Source organism: Nocardia sp. NPDC059195 (genome assembly GCF_042754695.1).
Lineage (GTDB): Bacteria > Actinomycetota > Actinomycetes > Mycobacteriales > Mycobacteriaceae > Nocardia.
In genome coordinates, this window is the sequence record NZ_JBHZBG010000013.1 from 159,458 (window position 1) to 177,182 (window position 17,725).

Annotated in this window: 17 protein-coding genes; 11 read left to right on the forward strand and 6 right to left on the reverse strand. The window is 66.9% G+C overall.

The window, feature by feature from the left end; all coding sequences use genetic code 11:
- Positions 1–53: 53 nt before the first annotated feature.
- Together ACFXKN_RS18915 and ACFXKN_RS18920 are read right to left on the reverse strand one after the other, a co-directional pair.
- Positions 54–1,229, reverse strand: a complete 1,176-nt coding sequence (locus ACFXKN_RS18915) for a hypothetical protein (RefSeq protein ID WP_378947697.1) — start codon at positions 1,227–1,229, stop codon at positions 54–56.
- Positions 1,229–2,623 (reverse strand): hypothetical protein, encoded by a 1,395-nt coding sequence (locus ACFXKN_RS18920; protein WP_378948224.1) that lies wholly within the window; start codon positions 2,621–2,623, stop codon positions 1,229–1,231. The genes ACFXKN_RS18915 and ACFXKN_RS18920 overlap by 1 nt, the downstream gene beginning before the upstream one ends.
- A gap of 157 nt (positions 2,624–2,780) precedes the next feature.
- Between ACFXKN_RS18920 and ACFXKN_RS18925 the strand changes: the two genes are divergently transcribed.
- From ACFXKN_RS18925 to ACFXKN_RS18940, 4 genes are all read left to right on the forward strand, one after another.
- Complete coding sequence (locus tag ACFXKN_RS18925; protein WP_378947701.1) at positions 2,781–3,296, forward strand: lipoprotein LpqH; 516 nt, start codon at positions 2,781–2,783, stop codon at positions 3,294–3,296.
- Positions 3,297–3,451: 155 nt separating this feature from the next.
- Entirely contained in the window at positions 3,452–4,252 is an 801-nt protein-coding gene (locus tag ACFXKN_RS18930) for a hypothetical protein (RefSeq protein WP_378947704.1), read from the forward strand.
- Positions 4,253–4,408: 156 nt separating this feature from the next.
- Positions 4,409–6,463, forward strand: a complete 2,055-nt coding sequence (locus ACFXKN_RS18935) for a PhoX family protein (RefSeq protein WP_378947707.1) — start codon at positions 4,409–4,411, stop codon at positions 6,461–6,463.
- 244 nt (positions 6,464–6,707) lie between these two features.
- On the forward strand, positions 6,708–7,643 hold the full coding sequence (locus tag ACFXKN_RS18940) for an esterase/lipase family protein (protein ID WP_378947712.1): 936 nt from the start codon (positions 6,708–6,710) through the stop codon (positions 7,641–7,643).
- Between the two features lie 4 nt (positions 7,644–7,647).
- Here ACFXKN_RS18940 and ACFXKN_RS18945 read toward each other — a convergent pair whose 3' ends face one another.
- Positions 7,648–8,382, reverse strand: a complete 735-nt coding sequence (locus ACFXKN_RS18945; RefSeq protein WP_378947716.1) for a glycoside hydrolase family 25 protein — start codon at positions 8,380–8,382, stop codon at positions 7,648–7,650.
- Between the two features lie 125 nt (positions 8,383–8,507).
- Between ACFXKN_RS18945 and ACFXKN_RS18950 the strand changes: the two genes are divergently transcribed.
- On the forward strand, positions 8,508–9,194 hold the full coding sequence (locus tag ACFXKN_RS18950; protein WP_379433486.1) for a pentapeptide repeat-containing protein: 687 nt from the start codon (positions 8,508–8,510) through the stop codon (positions 9,192–9,194).
- Here the strand turns inward: ACFXKN_RS18950 and ACFXKN_RS18955 are convergent.
- Positions 9,191–10,531 carry an amylo-alpha-1,6-glucosidase gene (locus tag ACFXKN_RS18955; protein ID WP_379433487.1) on the reverse strand — a complete coding sequence of 447 codons (1,341 nt, stop codon included), beginning with the start codon at positions 10,529–10,531 and terminating at the stop codon, positions 9,191–9,193. The two genes, ACFXKN_RS18950 and ACFXKN_RS18955, sit on opposite strands and share 4 nt — an antisense overlap.
- A gap of 53 nt (positions 10,532–10,584) precedes the next feature.
- The gene (locus tag ACFXKN_RS18960; protein ID WP_379433488.1) at positions 10,585–11,136 is read right to left on the reverse strand and encodes a DUF6069 family protein; all 552 of its coding nucleotides are present in this window, start codon (positions 11,134–11,136) and stop codon (positions 10,585–10,587) included.
- A gap of 85 nt (positions 11,137–11,221) precedes the next feature.
- Here ACFXKN_RS18960 and ACFXKN_RS18965 point away from each other — a divergent pair, with 85 nt between their 5' ends.
- From ACFXKN_RS18965 to ACFXKN_RS18975, 3 genes are all read left to right on the forward strand, one after another.
- Positions 11,222–11,902 (forward strand): SDR family oxidoreductase, encoded by a 681-nt coding sequence (locus ACFXKN_RS18965; protein WP_379433489.1) that lies wholly within the window; start codon positions 11,222–11,224, stop codon positions 11,900–11,902.
- Positions 11,903–12,094: 192 nt separating this feature from the next.
- Positions 12,095–12,883, forward strand: coding sequence for a polysaccharide deacetylase family protein (locus tag ACFXKN_RS18970; RefSeq protein ID WP_378948227.1), 789 nt, complete (start codon positions 12,095–12,097; stop codon positions 12,881–12,883).
- Positions 12,884–13,027: 144 nt separating this feature from the next.
- Complete coding sequence (locus tag ACFXKN_RS18975) at positions 13,028–13,339, forward strand: hypothetical protein (protein WP_378947732.1); 312 nt, start codon at positions 13,028–13,030, stop codon at positions 13,337–13,339.
- A 122-nt stretch (positions 13,340–13,461) separates the two neighbouring features.
- On the opposite strand, the gene leuS is transcribed toward ACFXKN_RS18975, so the two are convergent.
- Complete coding sequence (leuS, locus tag ACFXKN_RS18980) at positions 13,462–16,302, reverse strand: leucine--tRNA ligase (protein WP_378947735.1); 2,841 nt, start codon at positions 16,300–16,302, stop codon at positions 13,462–13,464.
- A gap of 202 nt (positions 16,303–16,504) precedes the next feature.
- On the opposite strand from leuS, the gene ACFXKN_RS18985 reads away from it, so the two are divergent.
- From ACFXKN_RS18985 to ACFXKN_RS18995, 3 genes are all read left to right on the forward strand, one after another.
- The gene (locus tag ACFXKN_RS18985; protein ID WP_378947738.1) at positions 16,505–16,912 is read left to right on the forward strand and encodes an SdpI family protein; all 408 of its coding nucleotides are present in this window, start codon (positions 16,505–16,507) and stop codon (positions 16,910–16,912) included.
- Between the two features lie 63 nt (positions 16,913–16,975).
- Positions 16,976–17,260 (forward strand): hypothetical protein, encoded by a 285-nt coding sequence (locus ACFXKN_RS18990; RefSeq protein ID WP_378947741.1) that lies wholly within the window; start codon positions 16,976–16,978, stop codon positions 17,258–17,260.
- Positions 17,261–17,363: 103 nt separating this feature from the next.
- Positions 17,364–17,696 (forward strand): hypothetical protein, encoded by a 333-nt coding sequence (locus ACFXKN_RS18995; RefSeq protein WP_378947744.1) that lies wholly within the window; start codon positions 17,364–17,366, stop codon positions 17,694–17,696.
- Positions 17,697–17,725 lie beyond the last annotated feature (29 nt).

Genomic DNA, 17,725 nt, shown 5'->3' on the forward strand with positions numbered 1-17,725 from the left:
CGCTGAATGAGCAGCGCAGGTTTCGCGGTCGAGGTGCAGTCCGCCCGCAGGCATCAGAAGTCCTCGTCCGATTCGGCTGCGGACGTTTCGGCGCTCAGGCGTGGGTCGCCGGTGGGTTCGGTGAGGCGCAGCCGGGCGAACCGGCGGATTCGATCGCGAGCCGCCGACTCGTCCACCGGGTCGGCCGGACCGACACCCGGGACGAAAACGATGATCTCAGGCGGTATTTCAGGTGTACCGAGGATTCGCACCGCTCCCGTCCAGGAGTCTCCGCTCAGGCGTAATGGCGTAGTGAACTCTGCGTCGGCGTACGTCGATGGCGCCGCTGGGTTGTGCCCCGCGCGTGCGGGTTGCGCGTCGGCCGACCGCACCCACGCGTACGGGCGAAGATGTTCGGGGATAATGCCCCGACAATCCGGCGCGGCAACGACACTGACCCGCACCGTCGATACCCCGGCCGCCCGCGTCACCTGCCACGACACCGCGTTCTCGCCCGCGTCGAGAATGCCGGGCGGACAACGCCGCCAGTCCCAGCCCAAGCTACCCCGCGCGACGATCAGCCCGTCGGCCGTATCCGCGCCGCCGGCCGCCAACGCGTAATCCGCGGCACGACCGCGTGATCGACCGATCGATGCGGAATCGCCATCGAGTCCGAGGCGGTCCGATATCCCGAAGTCACCCGATGACCCCGGCATCGATCCACGAATCCCCGACCCGCCCCCCGGAGCTGCGCCGCCGGAGGTCTCCTCTGCTTCGCGGCCTACGTAGGGCCCCACCGCACTGGATCGCTCGTCGAACATCATCTCGCACCGCTCGGTGAGCACCTCGATCTCCTCGAGCAGCAGCCGCGGATTCAGGGCCGCAATCCCGTCGACAGTCGACGCGGGCCACCATCGACTTGCCCAGTGCGCGTAAGCAAGTCGACGGAGTGCTGCCACCGTCTCCGGCTGAGCAGGCGAGGCTGCCAGTGCTCGGGGATTGTTGTCAGCGACGGCCACGGCGACTTGCTCGCCGTACACCGCCCACACCCAATCATGTGCCGCCGCAACATCATCGAGCACCGCCGCCGGCACCATCCCGCCATCGAGCAGGCTCCAAGTCAGGTGTCCCCCAATAACTTCGAGCACCAGCACATCGAGCCCTGGCGCGCCATCGGTCACCAGTGGCGCCCCCTCGGGAGCGATGACGAGCAGGCCCGGGTCCGCATGGCGCAGATGGACGACAGTCATCAGCTGGCCCTCGCTTCCGCAACGGCCGCGGCGTCGGCGGTCAGCGCCTGTTTGACCCGCGCGCGGTGATCCAGCATCACCGACCGGGCGACACCATCGAGCAGATCCCACAGCTCACCGGGCTCGTAAATCGGCATCTCCCGTACATCCCGCCCGTGCAATCGCACCCACAACCGGCGCAGATACGGCCGCCACGGGGTGCGCAACTCGGCCGCGACCGCCGCCAGCGGATCTACCCCGTCGACCACATGCACCGCATACCGCCGCGCCTGCAGCACATACCCTTCTCGCCGCCACCGGCTGTTGACCACGTGGTGCGCACGGGAGGTCATCGCGCCAGGCTCGACCACCTGGTGCGAGTCCGCCTTCCGCGGTTCGTCGCCGCGGGATTCGATCGAAGTCGGTGATGCGCCGGAGTTTTCCGACCTGCCCGGGGCGACTTCGTCGAGCATCGGTGAGAGACCGAGCGCCAGTTCACAACCCGCTGCAGCGGCAACCCGCAACGATTCATCCAGCAACCCCCACGGCGAACAACTGCGCGAGATCTCACGCGTCACCAGCTCTGGAATCTCGGGCAGGTCGGTCCGATCGAGACTGCCCTGCAACACCGTGAACACCCGCTCGTAGACGGTTCGGTCGAACGGCAGTCCGAGATTCGAGGTCGACGCGGACGCGCCCAGTTCGGGTCGCTGAGGGCTCGAATGCGTGGTGAGTCCCAGGTGATCGGCACCGTCGGCTGGATGCTCCAGCCACAGGGCGATCCCGCGATGGGTGCCGGCACGGTCGTCGACGATGTCATCGAACAGCGGCCCGGCATCTGCCGGATCCCCTGCGCGGGCCAGCGTGCACGCTTCGAGCAACTCGGTCAGTTCGGCGGCCAGATCACGAGCGCCGTAGGGCGCGAGAGGCCGTCGCGCCCAGGCGACCTCCAGCAGCTCGGCCAGCTCGGCCGCTCGATGTGGCGCGGTCACATAGCTTTTCAGGGCGGCGGTGGTGCGCCCGCCCGTGCTCTCGTGGACTTCTCGCAAGGTCGCCTCGGCCCGCGCTCGTCCGTCACCCGTCGGAGCGCCCCACACGGTCGCGAGTTCGAAGCAGCGCTGGAAGTACAGATCCTGTGCGTTCCCCTCGGTGATCCGCAGCGCCCGCCGTGCCTGCTTCATGACCACAAACCACGCCGCACATGCCCGCAGCGCATCGGAGCGCGCGTGCACGAGCGCGGTGAGCAACGTGATCCCGTCCTCATCGAGCACGCTCGAGGCCAACACCGGGTGCTGCATCGGCCGAAGCACCAGCGGATCCAGAATCAACTTCACGGTCCGCCGCAACGGTCCGCCATCGGCCCCACTCAACGCGTCGACACCGTCGAGCCCCCGCCACACCTCATCGAGCACCATGGCGCGCGGTCTCCGCATCCGACCAGGTTATAGGTATTTTCGGCGGTCGGTGCGGCGGTTGCGAAGCCTGAAAGTTGGGATCGGTAGGCGGCGCGGGATTTCTACCTTTCTCTCAACGGGTTATCAACCCGCCGATACCGAGTGAAACGGAACCATCATGAACACCAAGCTGATCGCCGCCCTCGCCGCTTCCGCCGCCGCCACCGCGCTGTTCGTCACCGGTTGCAGCGACGACGCGGGTACCGCCTCCCCGAGCACGCCCGGATCGGCGGCGCCCGCCCCGGCCGCGGGTAAGTCCACCGCCAGCGTCGACGGCAAGGACTTCACCGCGAAGTTCGACACCACCTGCGCCAAGCAGGGCGGCACCCTCGCCCTCGCGCTCACCGACATGGCCAACGCCACCTACGGCAGCCTCTCGGTCAGCGCGTCGGTCGAAGGCGAGAAGGTCCAGGCGGTCGCCATCGGCGGTAGCCAGGGCGGCGCCAACGGCCTGCCCTACGCCGTCGGCTACGGCAACGGCCAGCCCGGCGGCTCCGCGACGCTGGCCAAGGACGGCAACACCTACCGCATCACCGGCGAGGGCATCAGCGCCGACATGACCAACCCGCTGGCGGGTCCGTCGACGGTCGAGTTCGACATCACCTTCGCCTGCTCCACCATCGTCGGCGCCTGACCTCATCTGCGACCCGGGCACACACCGCAGTTCTCGGCGCGCCTCCGCCTCTGGACTGACCGGAGGGTGCGACGAAGGAGTGCCCGGAGGGAGGGAAGAGGCGGAGTTAAGCGCCGAGAACCGCGGCACCAGCCGCAATTAGACAAGGAGAAATCATGAAATCCAAGCTGCGTGCGGCCGCGGTCGCCTTCGGAATCCTCGCCATCGGCTACTACCTCTACTACGGAATCACCTACACCCCTGACGAATACACCGGCACGATGCTCGGCTGGGTCGGTCCCCAGATGGCCCTGCCGATCATCGCGTTCACCATCGTCCCGATCGTCTTCGCCTTCACCGGCGACGGCATTCTCCAAGCCTTCACCGGCCGCAACAGCAGCGAGTTCCGCGACGCCGCCGTTGGTATCGGCACCATTACCTCGTTCCGTCAGACCGGTGTCTCGGTGAACGACCAACCCCAGGTCAAGATCGCCTTCCGGGTCGAAGGCGCCGATGGGAAGGTCTTCGATTCGCACGCCAAGATGATTGTCCCGCTCACCGAACTGGCACTGCTCCAGCCGGGCGTAGTCCTGCCGGTCCGGTATCTCCCTGGCCGCACCGACAAGGTCGAGGTCGACCGCTCCGGCGACAACGGCGCCGCCCAGCGGGCGATGAACGAATCGCTCATCCGCAAGGGCATCACCACCCGCGGCAAGCTCGACATCGCCGAACGCGGGCTGGCCGCCCAGGCGGTGGTCCGCAGCCTCGACGTCCCCGGTCGCATCCGCGGCGGCTACACCGAGATCGCGCTCGGCCTGGTGGTAACCCGGCCCGACGGCACAACTTTCGAGACCCGCGCCGAGAAGTACCTGCCCCCGTCGGCGGTCGGGGCGGTGCAGGTGGGCCGGATCGTGGCTGTGCACTACCTGCCCGGCAACGAGCAGGAGGTGGTGATCTCCCTTCCGGTCAACGCCTGATGACAACCTCATACGCGCTCGGCGCGTGCTATCGCTGATCCATCCGTGATCGGTCACAGCGCGCGCCGAGTTTTGGTCATCCGTTCATCTACGCGTTCCCGATGGCTCGCTTGGGCTGCTTACGGTGCCCGAAGTCCGTTCTACTCAGGAGTCACCGTGAGTCCGAAACCGCTCGCCCTGTTCGTCAAGCACGACGGTCAGTCGGCACGCGCCGCCCTGACCTGTGAATACAAGTGCGGCAACGCCTGCTTCCACGAGGTGCCCAACACCTCCGGCGGTGAGTACTTCGGTGACATCGTCGCCGGGCTCAACCGTCGTGGCCTGATCAAGGGCGGCGCCGCCGTCGTGCTCGGAGTCGGCGCGGTGAGCGTGCTGGCCGCCTGTGGCGACGACAGCTCCGGCACCGGCTCGAGCCCCACCGGCTCGCCCGGCACCGGCACCGGTTTCACCGCCGTCGCGCCGAACAAGGAAGACGCGCTGGTCATTCCGGCGGGCTACGAGCAGTCGGTGCTGATCCGCTGGGGTGACGCGGTCATCGAAGGCGCACCGGCGTTCGACTTCGACAAGCAGACTGCCGCTGCCGCGGCCAAGCAGTTCGGTTACAACTGCGACTTCGCCGGTCTGCTGCCGATCGAGGGCCAGGCAGACAAGTACCTGCTGGTCGTGAGCCATGAGTACAGCACCGAGCCGATGATGTTCCGCGGCTACAAGAAGGACGCGCCGACCCGTGAGCAGTTCGACATCGCGCTGGCCTCGCACGGCCTCAGCGTCGTCGAGGTGCACGGGCAGTCCGGCTCGGGCCAGCTGAAACCCGCGTTCGGCAAGTACAACCGGCGGATCACCGCGACCACCGAGTTCGAGGTCAAGGGTCCGGCCGCGGGTAGTGCGCTGCTGAAGACCAAGGCCGACCCGACCGGCACCAAGGTGCTCGGTACCCTGAACAACTGCTCTGGCGGTGTAACCCCTTGGGGCACCGTGCTTTCGGGCGAAGAGAACTTCAACCAGTACTTCGGCAACGCCGCGAGCGTCACCGAACCCGCCGCCGCGGCGCGCCTGAAGCGCTACGGCATCGAGGGCGCGGCTTCCGAGCGCAAGTGGGAGAGCTTCGACCCGCGCTTCGATGTCGCGGCCGAACCCAACGAGGTCAACCGTTTCGGTTACGTCGTCGAGGTCAACCCGTGGGACGCGAGCTCGGCTCCGGTCAAGCACACCTCGCTCGGCCGGTTCAAGCACGAGGCCGCCACCATCCACGTGACCGGCGACGGCAGCGTCGTGGCCTACAGCGGTGACGACGAGCGTTTCGACTACATGTACAAGTTCGTCTCCACCAAGAAGGTGCAGCCGGGCGTCGGCGCGTCGAGCATGCGCCACAACATGACCATCCTCGACGAGGGCACCCTGTACGTCGCCAAGCTGACCGGCGATCACGCCGCCGAGATCGACGGCTCCGGCAAGGTTCCCAACGGCGGCTTCACCGGCAAGGGCCAGTGGATTCCGCTGCTGGAGACCGGTGCCGACGGCAAGGGCAAGTCCCTGGTCGACGGGATGTCCGCCGAAGAGGTCGCGGTGTTCACCCGCCAGGCCGGTGACAAGGTCGGCGCCACCAAGATGGACCGTCCCGAGGACTTCGAGACCAACCCGAAGACCGGCAAGGTCTATGTCGCGCTGACCAACAACTCCAACCGCGGCGCCGACGGCAAGCCGGGTGTGGACGAGGCCAACCCGCGCAAGCTGAACAAGAACGGCCAGGTCCTCGAGCTCACCGACAACCACACCGGCACCGACTTCACCTGGACCCTGCTGCTGGTCTGCGGTGACCCCACCACCGCCGACACCTACTTCAGCGGCTTCGACAAGTCCAAGGTCAGCCCCATCTCCTGCCCGGACAACCTGGCCTTCGATCCGTACGGCAACCTGTGGATCTCCACCGACGGCAACGCGCTGAAGTCCAACGACGGCCTGTTCTCGGTGGTCCTCGACGGCCCCAACCGCGGTGAGACCAAGCAGTTCCTCACCGTCCCCCGCGGTGGCGAAACCTGCGGCCCGATCATCACCGAGAAGCAGGTCATCGTCTGCGTGCAGCACCCCGGTGAGTCCGACGATGCTTCCATCGACAAGCCGCTGTCGAACTGGCCCGACGGTGGCACTGCCCAACCCCGCCCCTCGGTCGCGGTGGTCTGGAAGAAGAACGGCGGTCGTATCGGCGTCTAGCCGACCACCGATCCGCTGATGAAACCGCTACTCGGCTGGGCGAGTAGCGGTTTCGTCATTTCACGGTCGATCTCGGGGCGGCGCCGGTCGCCCGAACAGCACTTATCGCTTTTGTGGGCAATCACAATCTGCTCTGCCTTTTGTAACACGTGTCACTTGCGTGGGTAGGCTGCGGCAGATTGCTGCCACAGGTGCAGCGGGTTAGTGGGGCTTTGAAATGCGCGCATGGGTCAACAGTGTTGTTGTGGCGCTCGGTACGGTTTTCGCGCTGGCGGCAGGGCCTGCCGCAGCGCAACCGCAGGAACCTGCGACGGGGCCGCTGCCGGTGCCTTTCGATCTGGGGGCCGGCATCCTGCCCGCCGGCCTGTTTCCCGCCCAGGCACCGCCGGGCGCCAACGACTGGAACTGCCGACCCAGCGCCGAGCATCCGAATCCGGTTGTGCTGGTGAACTCCACGTCGACGTCGCAGGCGATCGCGTTTCAGGCCGGGGCGCCCTACCTGAAGAACAACGGCTACTGCGTGTTCACCTTCAACTACGGCAACCTGGCCTGGCTGCCCGGCCAGATCCCGTTGCAGGCTTTCGGTGACATCCGAAGTTCGGCGCGCGAGTTGGCCGTCATGGTCGACCGGGTGCGCGCGGCTACCGGCGTCGAGAAGGTGGACCTGGTCGGCCACTCCCAAGGCGGCGGAATCATGCCGCTGTACTACCTCAACGTGCTCGGCGGTGACGCCAAGGTCGACAAGATGGTCGGTATCTCGCCCAGCAATCACGGCACCACGTTGAGCACGATCGCGTTCCTGCGCAGTTTCATCCCGCCGGTGGGGTGGTGGATCTACGACGGTCTCGGCGCTGTCGCACCCGCGCTGACCCAGCAGGCGATCGGCGACGGATTGTCGGCGGAGATCTACGGCAACGGTGACACGCGCCCCGGCGTCACCTACACCACGATCGTCACCAAATACGACCAGATCGTGACCCCGTACGACCAGCAGTACCTTTCCGGTCCGAACGTCACCAATATCACCCTTCAGGACGGGTGTTCGATCGACATGTCAGAGCATCTGGCGACCATGTACAGCGAACGAGCGTGGCGCTTCGTGCTCAACGCGCTCTCGCCGAGCACGGCTACTCCGGTGCCGTGTATGGCAGTGAGCCCGTACTTCCCCAACGTTCGTTGACAACCTAGCTGCTGCCGAACAATCCCGACATGTTGGCGAAGCGGGCCAGGTCGCCCTGGGCTCCGCTGTAGATGTTGACGTCGGTGGCGCCGCCGATGCCGGGGACGGCGCCGCGGTCGGTGGTTTGCCAGAAGGTCCAGGTGGGCCAGTTGCCGGGGACTTCGGGCTGATCGTTGCCGCTGTAGTCGGCGATCCAGAGCGGGTATCCGGTGAAGACGCTGGTGTCGGCCATCGCGGTCTTCCAGAAGTTCGGATACGTGTAGATGATCGGGGTGCGGCCGGTGAGGATTTGCAGGGCGTCGAGGTAGCGGTGGGTCCAGTCGATGAGGTCGGCGGGGGCGAGGCCGCCGGAGGTTTCCAGGTCGAGCACCGGTGGGAGGTCGAGGGGGCCGTTCTGGCCGAGGACCGTCGCCGCGTACATCGCGGCCTGCGGTTCGGGCGGCAGTTCGGGGCGGGCGAAATGGTAGGTGCCGCGCGCCACCCCGGCGGTTCGCATCAGAATGCTGTCCTGCACGAAGTACGGATTGACGTAGTGCAGGCCCTCGGTGGCCTTCACCATCGCGAACTGATGTCCGGCCGCGCGCACCGCGTGCCAGTCGATCATCCGGCCGTCCACATGCTGCCAGGACGACACATCCGGCCCGCTGGGCTCCGCCTGCGCGGTGGCGGGGAGCGCGCAGGCCAGGGCGACTAGCACAACACAACCGCGAACCGTCGAACTCCAGCGCTTGGTGTCCATGGTCGTCGACCGTAGTGGCTTGTTGCTGGTGTGACCAGTGGTGCTGGTGGGTGTCTGTGAATAGTTACCGTGTCGGCCCGAGCCCGTATCTTGGTGCGGACATCGGCTGACAGGGAGTGGTAGGCATGGCGCGCAAGCGTGAGGTGCGGTTCGAGCCTGCGGTGGCGAAGCCGGGGTCGTTGCGCCCGGCGGTCTCGCCCGGCGACGACCCGATCGACGAACTGAGCGTGACCGACGTCGAATATCGCGACGCGGATTTCGCCGAGCTGCACGTCTCCGGCGTGAGCGTCGAAGCTTGCCTGTTCGAGAGCGTTCGGTTTCCGAGCACCCTGCGCCACAGCACCATCGCCGAATCCACGCTGCGCGTCTGTGATCTGGCCAACGTGCAGGCCGACGATTCCTCGATGATCGAAACCCTGATCGAACACGGTCGTCTCACCGGATTGTCCTGGACCGCAGGTGTTCTCCGCGACGTGCTGATCGAGTCCACGCGCGCCGACCTGTCCTCCTTCGCCCAATCACGGATGCGCACAGTGGTTTTCCGTGACTGCGACCTACGCCAAGCCGACTTCCAGAGCGCCGAGTTCCGCAATGTCCGCTTCGAACGCTGCAACCTCGTCGGTGCCCGCTTCACCGGCGCGCGCATCCAGCAGAACCTCCGCTTCGAAGACTGCGACCTCACCGGCATCTACGGCATCACCGCGTTGCGCGGTGCCACCATCAACGGCGGCGACCCGGAAGGACTGGCGTCGACGCTCGCGCGCGAACTCGGCATCACCGTCGAATGGCACACCGACGTCGGCGAGAACTAGCCGAGCCAATCGAGAACCGAAGCGGCGGTCCATGATTGCTGCATGCTGCCGAGCGGAGCACCGGTGAACGGCTCGTAGTACTCGGCGAAACTGCCGTCGCTGGCCTGGCGCAAACCTTCGGCGCGGAGCATATAGGAGCGCTCGGCCCAGCCTCGGCGGGCGAAGGCCCAGGAGAACAGCCAGCTCATCACCGGCCAGACCGGGCCGCGCCAGTATTCGCGGGGGCGGAAGTCTCCGGAAACGGGGGAGGTCGATGGGGGCAGGGCGTAGCGGAGGTCGGGGTGCCCACAGAAGCGCGGGCCTTCGAAGGTGTTGAGGAGGGCGCGCTCGGCGTGGCGGGACAGCCCGCCCGAGATCAGCGGCGCGAACATGGCCAGGGTTTCGGTGCTGATCCAGCGTTGCAGGCGGACATCGTAATCCCGTGCGGCGCCGGTCCTTTCGTCGGTGGTGGCGACAACCCCCTGACGGAAGCGTTCGGCCCAGCCATGGAGTTCCCGGACGTCGGCGTGTGGTTGCTTGTACTCCTCGCCGATGTCGGCAAGCACCTCGCAGGCCAGCGCGAAGATCGCCGAGACGAACACGTCCTCCACGGCGAAACTCATCACCGAGGTGAGCTGGAAATCGTCGTAGTTCGCGCGCCGCATCTGTTCGACCAGCCACAGGTAGCGGTCGTATTCGCGGTCGCTCGGACGCTGGGTCGGGTCGGAGACGATCGAGGTGTCCGCGCGGCGATACGGCGGAAGATCGGTCCCCGGAACAACATTGGCGTAGGCGCGGTCCCAGCGCGGCGAGTTGTCCATCCCGGATTCCCAGCCGTGGTACAGCGTCACCCGCCCGGTTTCCTTGGGGTCGCGGGCATGCGCGAGCCAGCGGTGCCAGCGCACCAGATCAGGCCAGCGCCGGTTCAGGAATTCCTCGGCGACGGCGCGGGCGGAGCGGCCGTGCCTGCGGGAATGGTCGAGGATGCGCTGCACGGCGATGGCGTGCACCGGCGGCTGGGTGATGCCGGAGGTGTCGGGTCCATCGGGTGCGTTCGCGGCCAGCTTGCGGCACTCCCAGCGCGCGGGCCCGGGGAAATACCCGTCGACACCGTTGGCGAAGACGATGTGCGGGATCATCCCGTTCTTCCACTGCGCCGACAGCAGCGTGTCGAGCTCGACCACGGCCCGCTCCACGCTCAACGGCGCCAGCCCGACCGCGACGAACGCCGCGTCCCAGCTCCACATGTGTGGGTAGAGGCGGGGCGCGGCGCTGGTCATCGTGCCCAGGTCGTTGCCGCGCAGGAGGTAGGCGGCGCGGGCCGCGAGCTGCGTCGGGGTGAAACCTGGGTCGGTCATCTCTCTATTCTGCGGCGGAGCAGGCCCCAAGGCATCTCGGCGCAGTGTGACGATCAGTACCCGGCTTGACGCGGCGTGTTCTGGGCGGCCGATCCGACTGAGCTGAGCATGGTGGTGATGCACAGGCCGACCACCAGGTTGATCGCCGCGGTCGCGATCTTGGCGTCCAGATCGGCGACCAGCGTGAACGGCAGAATCACCGCGACGGCCGTGAGGAGCAGGCAGATCCAGGTGAAGAAGGTGAGCGGGCTCGGCATGGCCAGCAGCAGCACCATCAGCAGGGCCGTCGCCAGCAGCGCGGCGCCCGCGGCGGCGATGGCGTAGGAGGTGGTGGAGACGGTGCCGTACGTACCCGCGCCTTCCGGCGACAGGATCGAAATGCCGAGCACCCCGCGGATCAGCATGATCGCGACGACCACCAGCAATGCGGCAACGGCGGCCGTGCCGATCCCGCCCGCCCACAGCTTGCCCACATTGACCTTGGGTTCCGGCTCGCCCTGGTGGGGATACTGCGGCTCGCCATGGCCGTGGGGGTACTGCGGCTGACCCGGGTGCTGGGGGTACTGCGGGTTGTCTGGTCCGTAGTTGTACCGGGGATCGGTCATAGTCCGACGGTACTAGTCGGTGCTGTCATCCGCGCGGGGAAACGGCCAGGGTGTCGAGATCTCCGTGCCCGCTAGCGTGGGAAGTATGAGTACTCCCGCCCAGACCGCTCTCATCACCGGCGCGAGCCGTGGACTCGGTGCCGCGATCGCCCGCGAACTCGCGCCCACCCACGACCTGTTGCTCGGCGCCCGCTCCGCCGACGCGCTGAAGCCGATCCTCACCGAGCTGCCCGATGCGACGGGCTGGCCGGTCGCTCTCACCGACTATCCCGCCGTGGCGGCGGCCGCCGAGCGGATCTCGCGGCTCGATGTCCTCGTTCACAACGCGGGTGTCGCTGATCTCGGTACGGTCGCCGAGTCCTCGGTCGAGCAGTGGCGCGAGACGCTCGAGGTCAATCTGATCGCCGTCGCCGAGCTGACGCGGGTGTTGCTGCCCGCGCTGCGTGCCGCGAACGGGCATGTGGTGCTGATCAATTCGGGTGCGGGGCTGCGCGCGCATCCCGGTTGGGGTTCCTACGCGGCGAGCAAGTTCGGGCTGCGTGCCCTCGCCGACGCGCTGCGTCAAGAGGAGCCCTCGCTGCGGGTGACCTCGCTGTTCCCCGGCCGCATCGACACCGATATGCAGCGCGCGATCGTTGCCGACGAGGGTCGCGAGTACCGGCCGGAGGAGTTTCTCACCGCCGAGACGGTGGCCGGTGCCGTGCGAACCGCCGTCGACACACCGCGTGACGGGCATCCGACCGAGATCGTGCTGCGTCCTCGCTGAGAGAGACCATGCGATTGGGTATGGTCGCCGATAGCTGCGTCCAGGGGGTCGACGCTGGAGTTCGCGCAGAGGTATCCGCCGGTTCAGGTGCTCGATGGATTCGGTGGGTACCGTCCCGCTGATTTGATCGTGCCCTGGCTCGCGGCGAGGTGCACCTGGTTCGAATAGGGGTCGTAAGTGGACAGACGTCGAATGCTGGCGATGTTGGCCGCGGGTACCGCCGTGGCGCTGACCGGCTGCGCGACCGCCGAAGGCGAGGCCGTCGAGGCCGGGTCCGCCGGTGAGATCCCCACGCCGCCGCCCGTTCCCACCCCCGCGCGGCCACTGCTCCCGCCCCCGCCGGGCGGCCCGAAGTCGATCATTCCCCCGAAACCCATCACCGCGCTCCCAGGTCAGGGTCTTTCCATGGCACTGACCGTCGATGACGGAGCCAGTCCCGAAGTCGTTGGCGCCTATGTGAAATGGGCCAGGGACACCGGCGCCCGCTTCACCTTCTTCGTCACCGGCTACTACGAATCCTGGACCATCCACCGCGAGGCGCTGCGCCCGCTGGTGGACTCGGGCCAGATCCAGCTCGGCAACCACACCTGGGACCACGCCGCCTTGACCAAGATCGGCACCACGGCGGTCGCCGACCAGCTCAGCCGCACGAAAACCTTCCTGCGCAACAACTTCGGCGTCGACGGCACCCCGTTCTATCGTCCGCCGTTCGGCTATCACAACGCCACCGTAGACAAGGTGGCCGCCGACCTCGGCTACACCGTTCCCACCATGTGGTACGGCTCGCTCTCCGACTCAGGCCTCATCACCGAGGAATACCTGATCGAATGCGCCTACAAATACTTCGCCGCCCAGTCGATCATCATCGGCCATGCCAACTTCCCCCCGGTCACCCATTGCTACGGGCAATTGGTCGACATCATCAAGGAACGCAATTTGTCGTTGGTGACGTTGAACGACGTCCTGCAAGTGCAAGCCTGAGGGCCGGTTGTCTCACCAACTGCGTGCTAGCACGCAGGGATTTCCGGCGTCAGCACGGACGCGGACACAGTCCTTACCTTCGTATGTTTTCTCTACCAGCAAAGAAGGGCCGAGACTTCGGCACTATCTCAAGGAGAAGGCATCATGAACAAGAATATTGTGCGCGCGGCGATCGCGGCAGCGGCTATCGTGCCAATGGTCGCACTGGGGGCCGGGACTGCGGCGGCAGTACCCATCGTGTCGCCTGGACCGGCTGGGGCGCCGATCGACGGACTTCAAGCAGACAGCGGCGGGGTAAACGCTTACACCTGTGTTTGGGTGGGCCCCGGAATCGGTTTCGGCTCGAATGCGCCCGCTGCCGGACCTGTAACTGGTCTCTTTTTCGGTCCGGGATTCGTCAACGGAATGTGCCTCGGTCCTTCCGGCATCGCGACCGGCATCGGTTTTGTCGAATGACAGCCGCCATGCCGCGCCCGGTCACCTTCGGGTGATTCGCGGACTCTTACCGGCGATTGCCCCGGCGATATGACTCTTGTCAGTGATCGTTCCGGGGCCTTCGTCGTCGGCGGTATCGCAGCTCAGGGGACGATATTGACCATCTTCCCCGGCACCACGATGATCTTGCGGGGCGCTTGACCCTCGAGCAGGGCGATGACCTTCTCGTCGGCCAGCGCGGCAGCCTCGATCGACGCGGGGTCGGCGTCGGCGGGGACCTGGATTCGGCTGCGCACCTTGCCTTTTACCTGGATCGGGTATTCCACCGAATCCGCGACCAGTAGTGCGGGGTCGGCGGCGGGGAAGGGGCCGTGAGCCAGGGAAGTGTTGTGGCCCAGGCGTTCCCAGAGTTCCTCGGCGATGTGGGGGGCCAGCGGAGCGAGCATCAGCACCAGGGGTTCCACCGCGGCGCGGGGTGCGCCGGTGGGGTAGTTCTTGGTGAGGTGGTTGGTGAGCTCGATCAGCTTCGCGCCCGCCGTATTATCGCGCAGGGCGGCCAGGTCTTCGTCGACACCGGCGATGGTGCGGTGCACCAGGCGCAGGGTTTCGTCCGACGGGGCGGCATCGGTGGCCTTCACCGTGCCGGTCTCCTCGTCGACCACCAGGCGCCAGACGCGCTGCAGGAAGCGGTGCGCGCCGACGACATCCTTGGTCGCCCACGGGCGCGAGGTGTCCAGCGGGCCCATCGACATCTCGTAGAAACGGAAGGTGTCGGCGCCGTACAGATCGCACATCTCGTCGGGCGAGATAGCGTTCTTCAGCGACTTGCCGATCTTGCCGTACTCCTGGGAGACCTCGATCTCGATGCCGTCGGCACCGGTCCAGAAGAACTTCGCGTCACGCTCGACGACCTCGGCGGCGGGCACGTACGCGCCACGGGAGTCCGTATACGCGTAAGCCTGCACCATGCCCTGGTTGTACAGGCGACGGTAGGGCTCGCTGCCGGACACATCGCCCAGGTCGAAGAGCACTTTCTGCCAGAAACGCGCGTACAGCAGGTGCAGCACCGCGTGCTCCACACCACCGATGTACAGGTCGACACCGCCCGGGTCGTTCGGGCCGTGCTCGGCTGTGCGCGGGCCGAGCCAGTACTGCTCGTTCTCCTCGGCGCAGAACGTCTCGGCGTTGGTCGGGTCGGCGTAGCGCAGCTGGTACCAGGAGGAACCGGCCCAGTTGGGCATGACATTGGTGTCGCGGCGGTACTGCTTGGGCCCGTCACCAAGATCCAGCTCGACATTGACCCAGTCGGTGGCCTTGGCCAGCGGCGGGGACGGCTCGGAGTTCGCGTCGTCGGCGTCGAAGGTGACCGGCGCGAAATCCTCCATCTCCGGAAGTTCCACGGGCAGCATGGATTCCGGCAGCGCGTGCGCCACGCCGTCGGCGTCGTAGACGATCGGGAACGGCTCGCCCCAGTACCGCTGACGCGCGAACAGCCAGTCGCGCAGCTTGTACTGGACAGTGCCGGTGCCGTGGCCCTCGGCTTCGAGGTGCCCGATCATGGTGGCCTTGGCCTCGTCGACCGAAAGTCCGTTCAGGAAGCCGGAATTCACCAGCTTGCCCTCGCCGGAGTGGACCGCTTCGGCGACGTTACCGCCGTCGATCACCTCGATGATCGGCAGTCCGAGTGTGGTCGCGAAATCCCAGTCGCGGTGGTCGTGGCCGGGCACCGCCATGATGGCGCCCGTGCCGTAGCCGCTCAGCACGTAGTCGGCGATGAAGATCGGCACCTGCGTGCCGTCGGCCGGGTTGGTGGCGTAGGAGCCGAGGAAGACGCCGGTCTTCTCCTTGTTCTCCTGACGTTCCAGATCCGACTTCGCCGCGATCGACTTGCGGTATGCGCCAACAGCTTCCGTGGGGGTGGCGCTGTCGTTGGTCCAGCGGGTGTCGGTGTCGGCGGGCCAGGCGTCGGCGGTCAGCTTGTCGACCAGCTCGTGCTCGGGGGCCAGCACGACATAGGTCGCGCCGAACAGGGTGTCGGGTCGGGTGGTGAACACCTCGATGGTCTCGCCATCCGCGTCGAACCGCACCTGTGCGCCACGCGAGCGCCCGATCCAGTTGCGCTGCATGGACTTCACGTTGTCCGGCCAGTCCAGCGTGTCCAGGTCGTCGACCAGGCGATCGGAGTAGGAGGTGATGCGCATCATCCACTGCCACATGCGCTTACGGAACACGGGGAAGTTCCCGCGCTCACTGCGTCCGTCGGAGGTGACCTCTTCGTTGGACAGCACCGTGCCGAGCCCGGGGCACCAGTTGACGATCGAATCCGACTGGTACACCAGGCGATACGAGTCGATCAGCGCGCCACGCTCGGCGGCCGACATGGTGGTCCAGGCACCGTCGGGAACCGGACGCGCGCCTGTGGCGAACTGCTCTTCCAGCTCGGCGATCGGGCGGGCGCGACCGGCTTCCTGGTCGTACCAGGCGTTGTAGATGCGCAGGAAGATCCACTGCGTCCACCGGTAGTACTCGGGATCGGTCGTGGCGAACGAGCGCCGCGGATCGTGGCCGAGGCCGAGCCGGTCCAGCTGACGCTGCATCGTCGCGATATTGGCCTCGGTGGTCACCCGCGGGTGCGCGCCGGTCTGCACGGCGTACTGCTCGGCGGGCAGACCGAAGGCGTCGTAGCCGAGCGCGTGCAGCACGTTGCGGCCGCGCATGCGGTGGTAGCGACCGAACACGTCGGTGGCGATATAGCCGAGCGGGTGGCCCACGTGCAGGCCCGCGCCCGAGGGGAACGGGAACATGTCCTGGATGAACAGCTTGTCGGGCGGCGTCTCGCCGGCCAGCGGTCCGACCGGGTTGGGCGCGTTGAACGTCCCGCGCTCGGTCCAGTTCTGCTGCCAGCGTCGCTCGATCCGCCCAGCCAGCTCGGCGTTGTACCGGTGCTGAGGTACGTCAGTCTCGGTTGCACGAGTGTCCTGCACGGTCCTGCCTTCTTGTTCTCGCCGATCCCCGGTAAACATCGTCTAACAGCGTAGAACGTCGGTGCGAGGTGATTTCCCAAGGGCCGAGAACGTGCCGCCCGGTCTTCTGCGGCCACGGTGGTGTTCGCCGGCGGTGTGTGGCCGGTCACGCTCGGCGGGGAGCCCTGATTTCGGGTCTTTACGGGTGCGCTAGCCTGCATGAATGGTCGTCGTCGCTCTCCTGTTGTTCGCGCTGGCCGCGGTCGCCATCGTGACCGGCGTGCTCGGACTGCTCGGCAAACTGCCCCGCAACCGCTTCATCGGTGTCACCACTGAAGCCGCGCTGCACAGCGACGACAATTTCCGGATCGCCAACCGCATCGCCGCCCCCACCTCGGTCGGCGCGGGCGCCCTGCTGTTCGCCGGCGGGCTGGTCGTGCTGGTAGCTGGCGGTTTCGCCGGCCTCGGCGTCGCCGCACTGGTCGCGGTGATCGCGATCTTCACCCTCGGCGCAGGCGCCAACGCCGCCGCCCGAACAGTCGAACCCCTGCTGCCCCCCGCGCCCGTCGGTGGCTGCGGCTCCTCCTGCGGCGGCTGCTCCCTCCGCGACACCTGCGCCCCCGCAAACTGACCCTGGCGGCAGGCCCTGCGATCCCGTACAACGAAAGTACGATCTGAGCAGGGGGAGTTCGTCATGATTGTCGGCGCTGCGTTTCTCGTAGGATTGGTCGGCGTGATTGTCGCCGGCCACGCGTTGACAGTCGGTCTCGCGATAGTGGGCATCGCGGTGGTGCTGCTGGTGACCGGTGCGGTTCTGCAAATACGCAACGCCCGTCGTCTGCGGTCCAGGTATCAGCGCTTGCGCTTCGGTACCGGTGGGAAAGCAGGTCGGCGCGGGATCGACGACGCGGACTCGCTCAGTACCACCTACGACGGTGGGAATTCCGGTGGTGGCGGTTCCGGCGGGGGTGGGGACTGATCGTCGGCATACCACTGCCGCGCCCGTCGGGTAGCGGTAATAGGTGGTGGCGACGGGTGCCGCACTCCGGTACAACTGAAGCAGGAACTTGATCGGGGGAATCGTGAAGGTTGTCGGGGCGGGGCTCTTGCTCGCATTGGTCGGCGCGATCACTACCAGCTATTCGGCGGTCGCGGGGATTGTCATGCTCGTCATCGCGGCGGTTGTCTTCGCGGTCGGTGGTGTTCTCGTCCTTCGCGATCCAGGAGGGTCACGGAAGTCGAAGCGGCGGTGGGGTGTTGGTACGTCCGCGGCCGGAGTCAGCTGGTTCGGTGACGGCGGCGGCCAGCATCACGGTGGCGGCGGTGGGGGCAGCAGCGGAAAGGGTGGCACTGGCTGCGGCGGTGGCAGCGGCTGCGGGGGCGGCGGTTGTGGTGGTGGCGGCGGCGGCGAATAATCGGCGCCGCGTTCTATCGGTAGGCAATT

What these genes read in the sequence shown, in the direction of transcription:
- ACFXKN_RS18915 (WP_378947697.1), bottom strand. Translation starts at nt 1,229, where the DNA reads ATGACTGTCGTCCATCTGCGCCATGCGGACCCGGGCCTGCTCGTCATC.
- ACFXKN_RS18920 (WP_378948224.1), bottom strand. Translation starts at nt 2,623, where the DNA reads ATGGTGCTCGATGAGGTGTGGCGGGGGCTCGACGGTGTCGACGCGTTG.
- ACFXKN_RS18925 (WP_378947701.1), top strand. Translation starts at nt 2,781, where the DNA reads ATGAACACCAAGCTGATCGCCGCCCTCGCCGCTTCCGCCGCCGCCACC.
- ACFXKN_RS18930 (WP_378947704.1), top strand. Translation starts at nt 3,452, where the DNA reads ATGAAATCCAAGCTGCGTGCGGCCGCGGTCGCCTTCGGAATCCTCGCC.
- ACFXKN_RS18945 (WP_378947716.1), bottom strand. Translation starts at nt 8,382, where the DNA reads ATGGACACCAAGCGCTGGAGTTCGACGGTTCGCGGTTGTGTTGTGCTA.
- ACFXKN_RS18950 (WP_379433486.1), top strand. Translation starts at nt 8,508, where the DNA reads ATGGCGCGCAAGCGTGAGGTGCGGTTCGAGCCTGCGGTGGCGAAGCCG.
- ACFXKN_RS18955 (WP_379433487.1), bottom strand. Translation starts at nt 10,531, where the DNA reads ATGACCGACCCAGGTTTCACCCCGACGCAGCTCGCGGCCCGCGCCGCC.
- ACFXKN_RS18960 (WP_379433488.1), bottom strand. Translation starts at nt 11,136, where the DNA reads ATGACCGATCCCCGGTACAACTACGGACCAGACAACCCGCAGTACCCC.
- ACFXKN_RS18965 (WP_379433489.1), top strand. Translation starts at nt 11,222, where the DNA reads ATGAGTACTCCCGCCCAGACCGCTCTCATCACCGGCGCGAGCCGTGGA.
- ACFXKN_RS18970 (WP_378948227.1), top strand. Translation starts at nt 12,095, where the DNA reads ATGCTGGCGATGTTGGCCGCGGGTACCGCCGTGGCGCTGACCGGCTGC.
- ACFXKN_RS18975 (WP_378947732.1), top strand. Translation starts at nt 13,028, where the DNA reads ATGAACAAGAATATTGTGCGCGCGGCGATCGCGGCAGCGGCTATCGTG.
- ACFXKN_RS18985 (WP_378947738.1), top strand. Translation starts at nt 16,505, where the DNA reads ATGGTCGTCGTCGCTCTCCTGTTGTTCGCGCTGGCCGCGGTCGCCATC.
- ACFXKN_RS18990 (WP_378947741.1), top strand. Translation starts at nt 16,976, where the DNA reads ATGATTGTCGGCGCTGCGTTTCTCGTAGGATTGGTCGGCGTGATTGTC.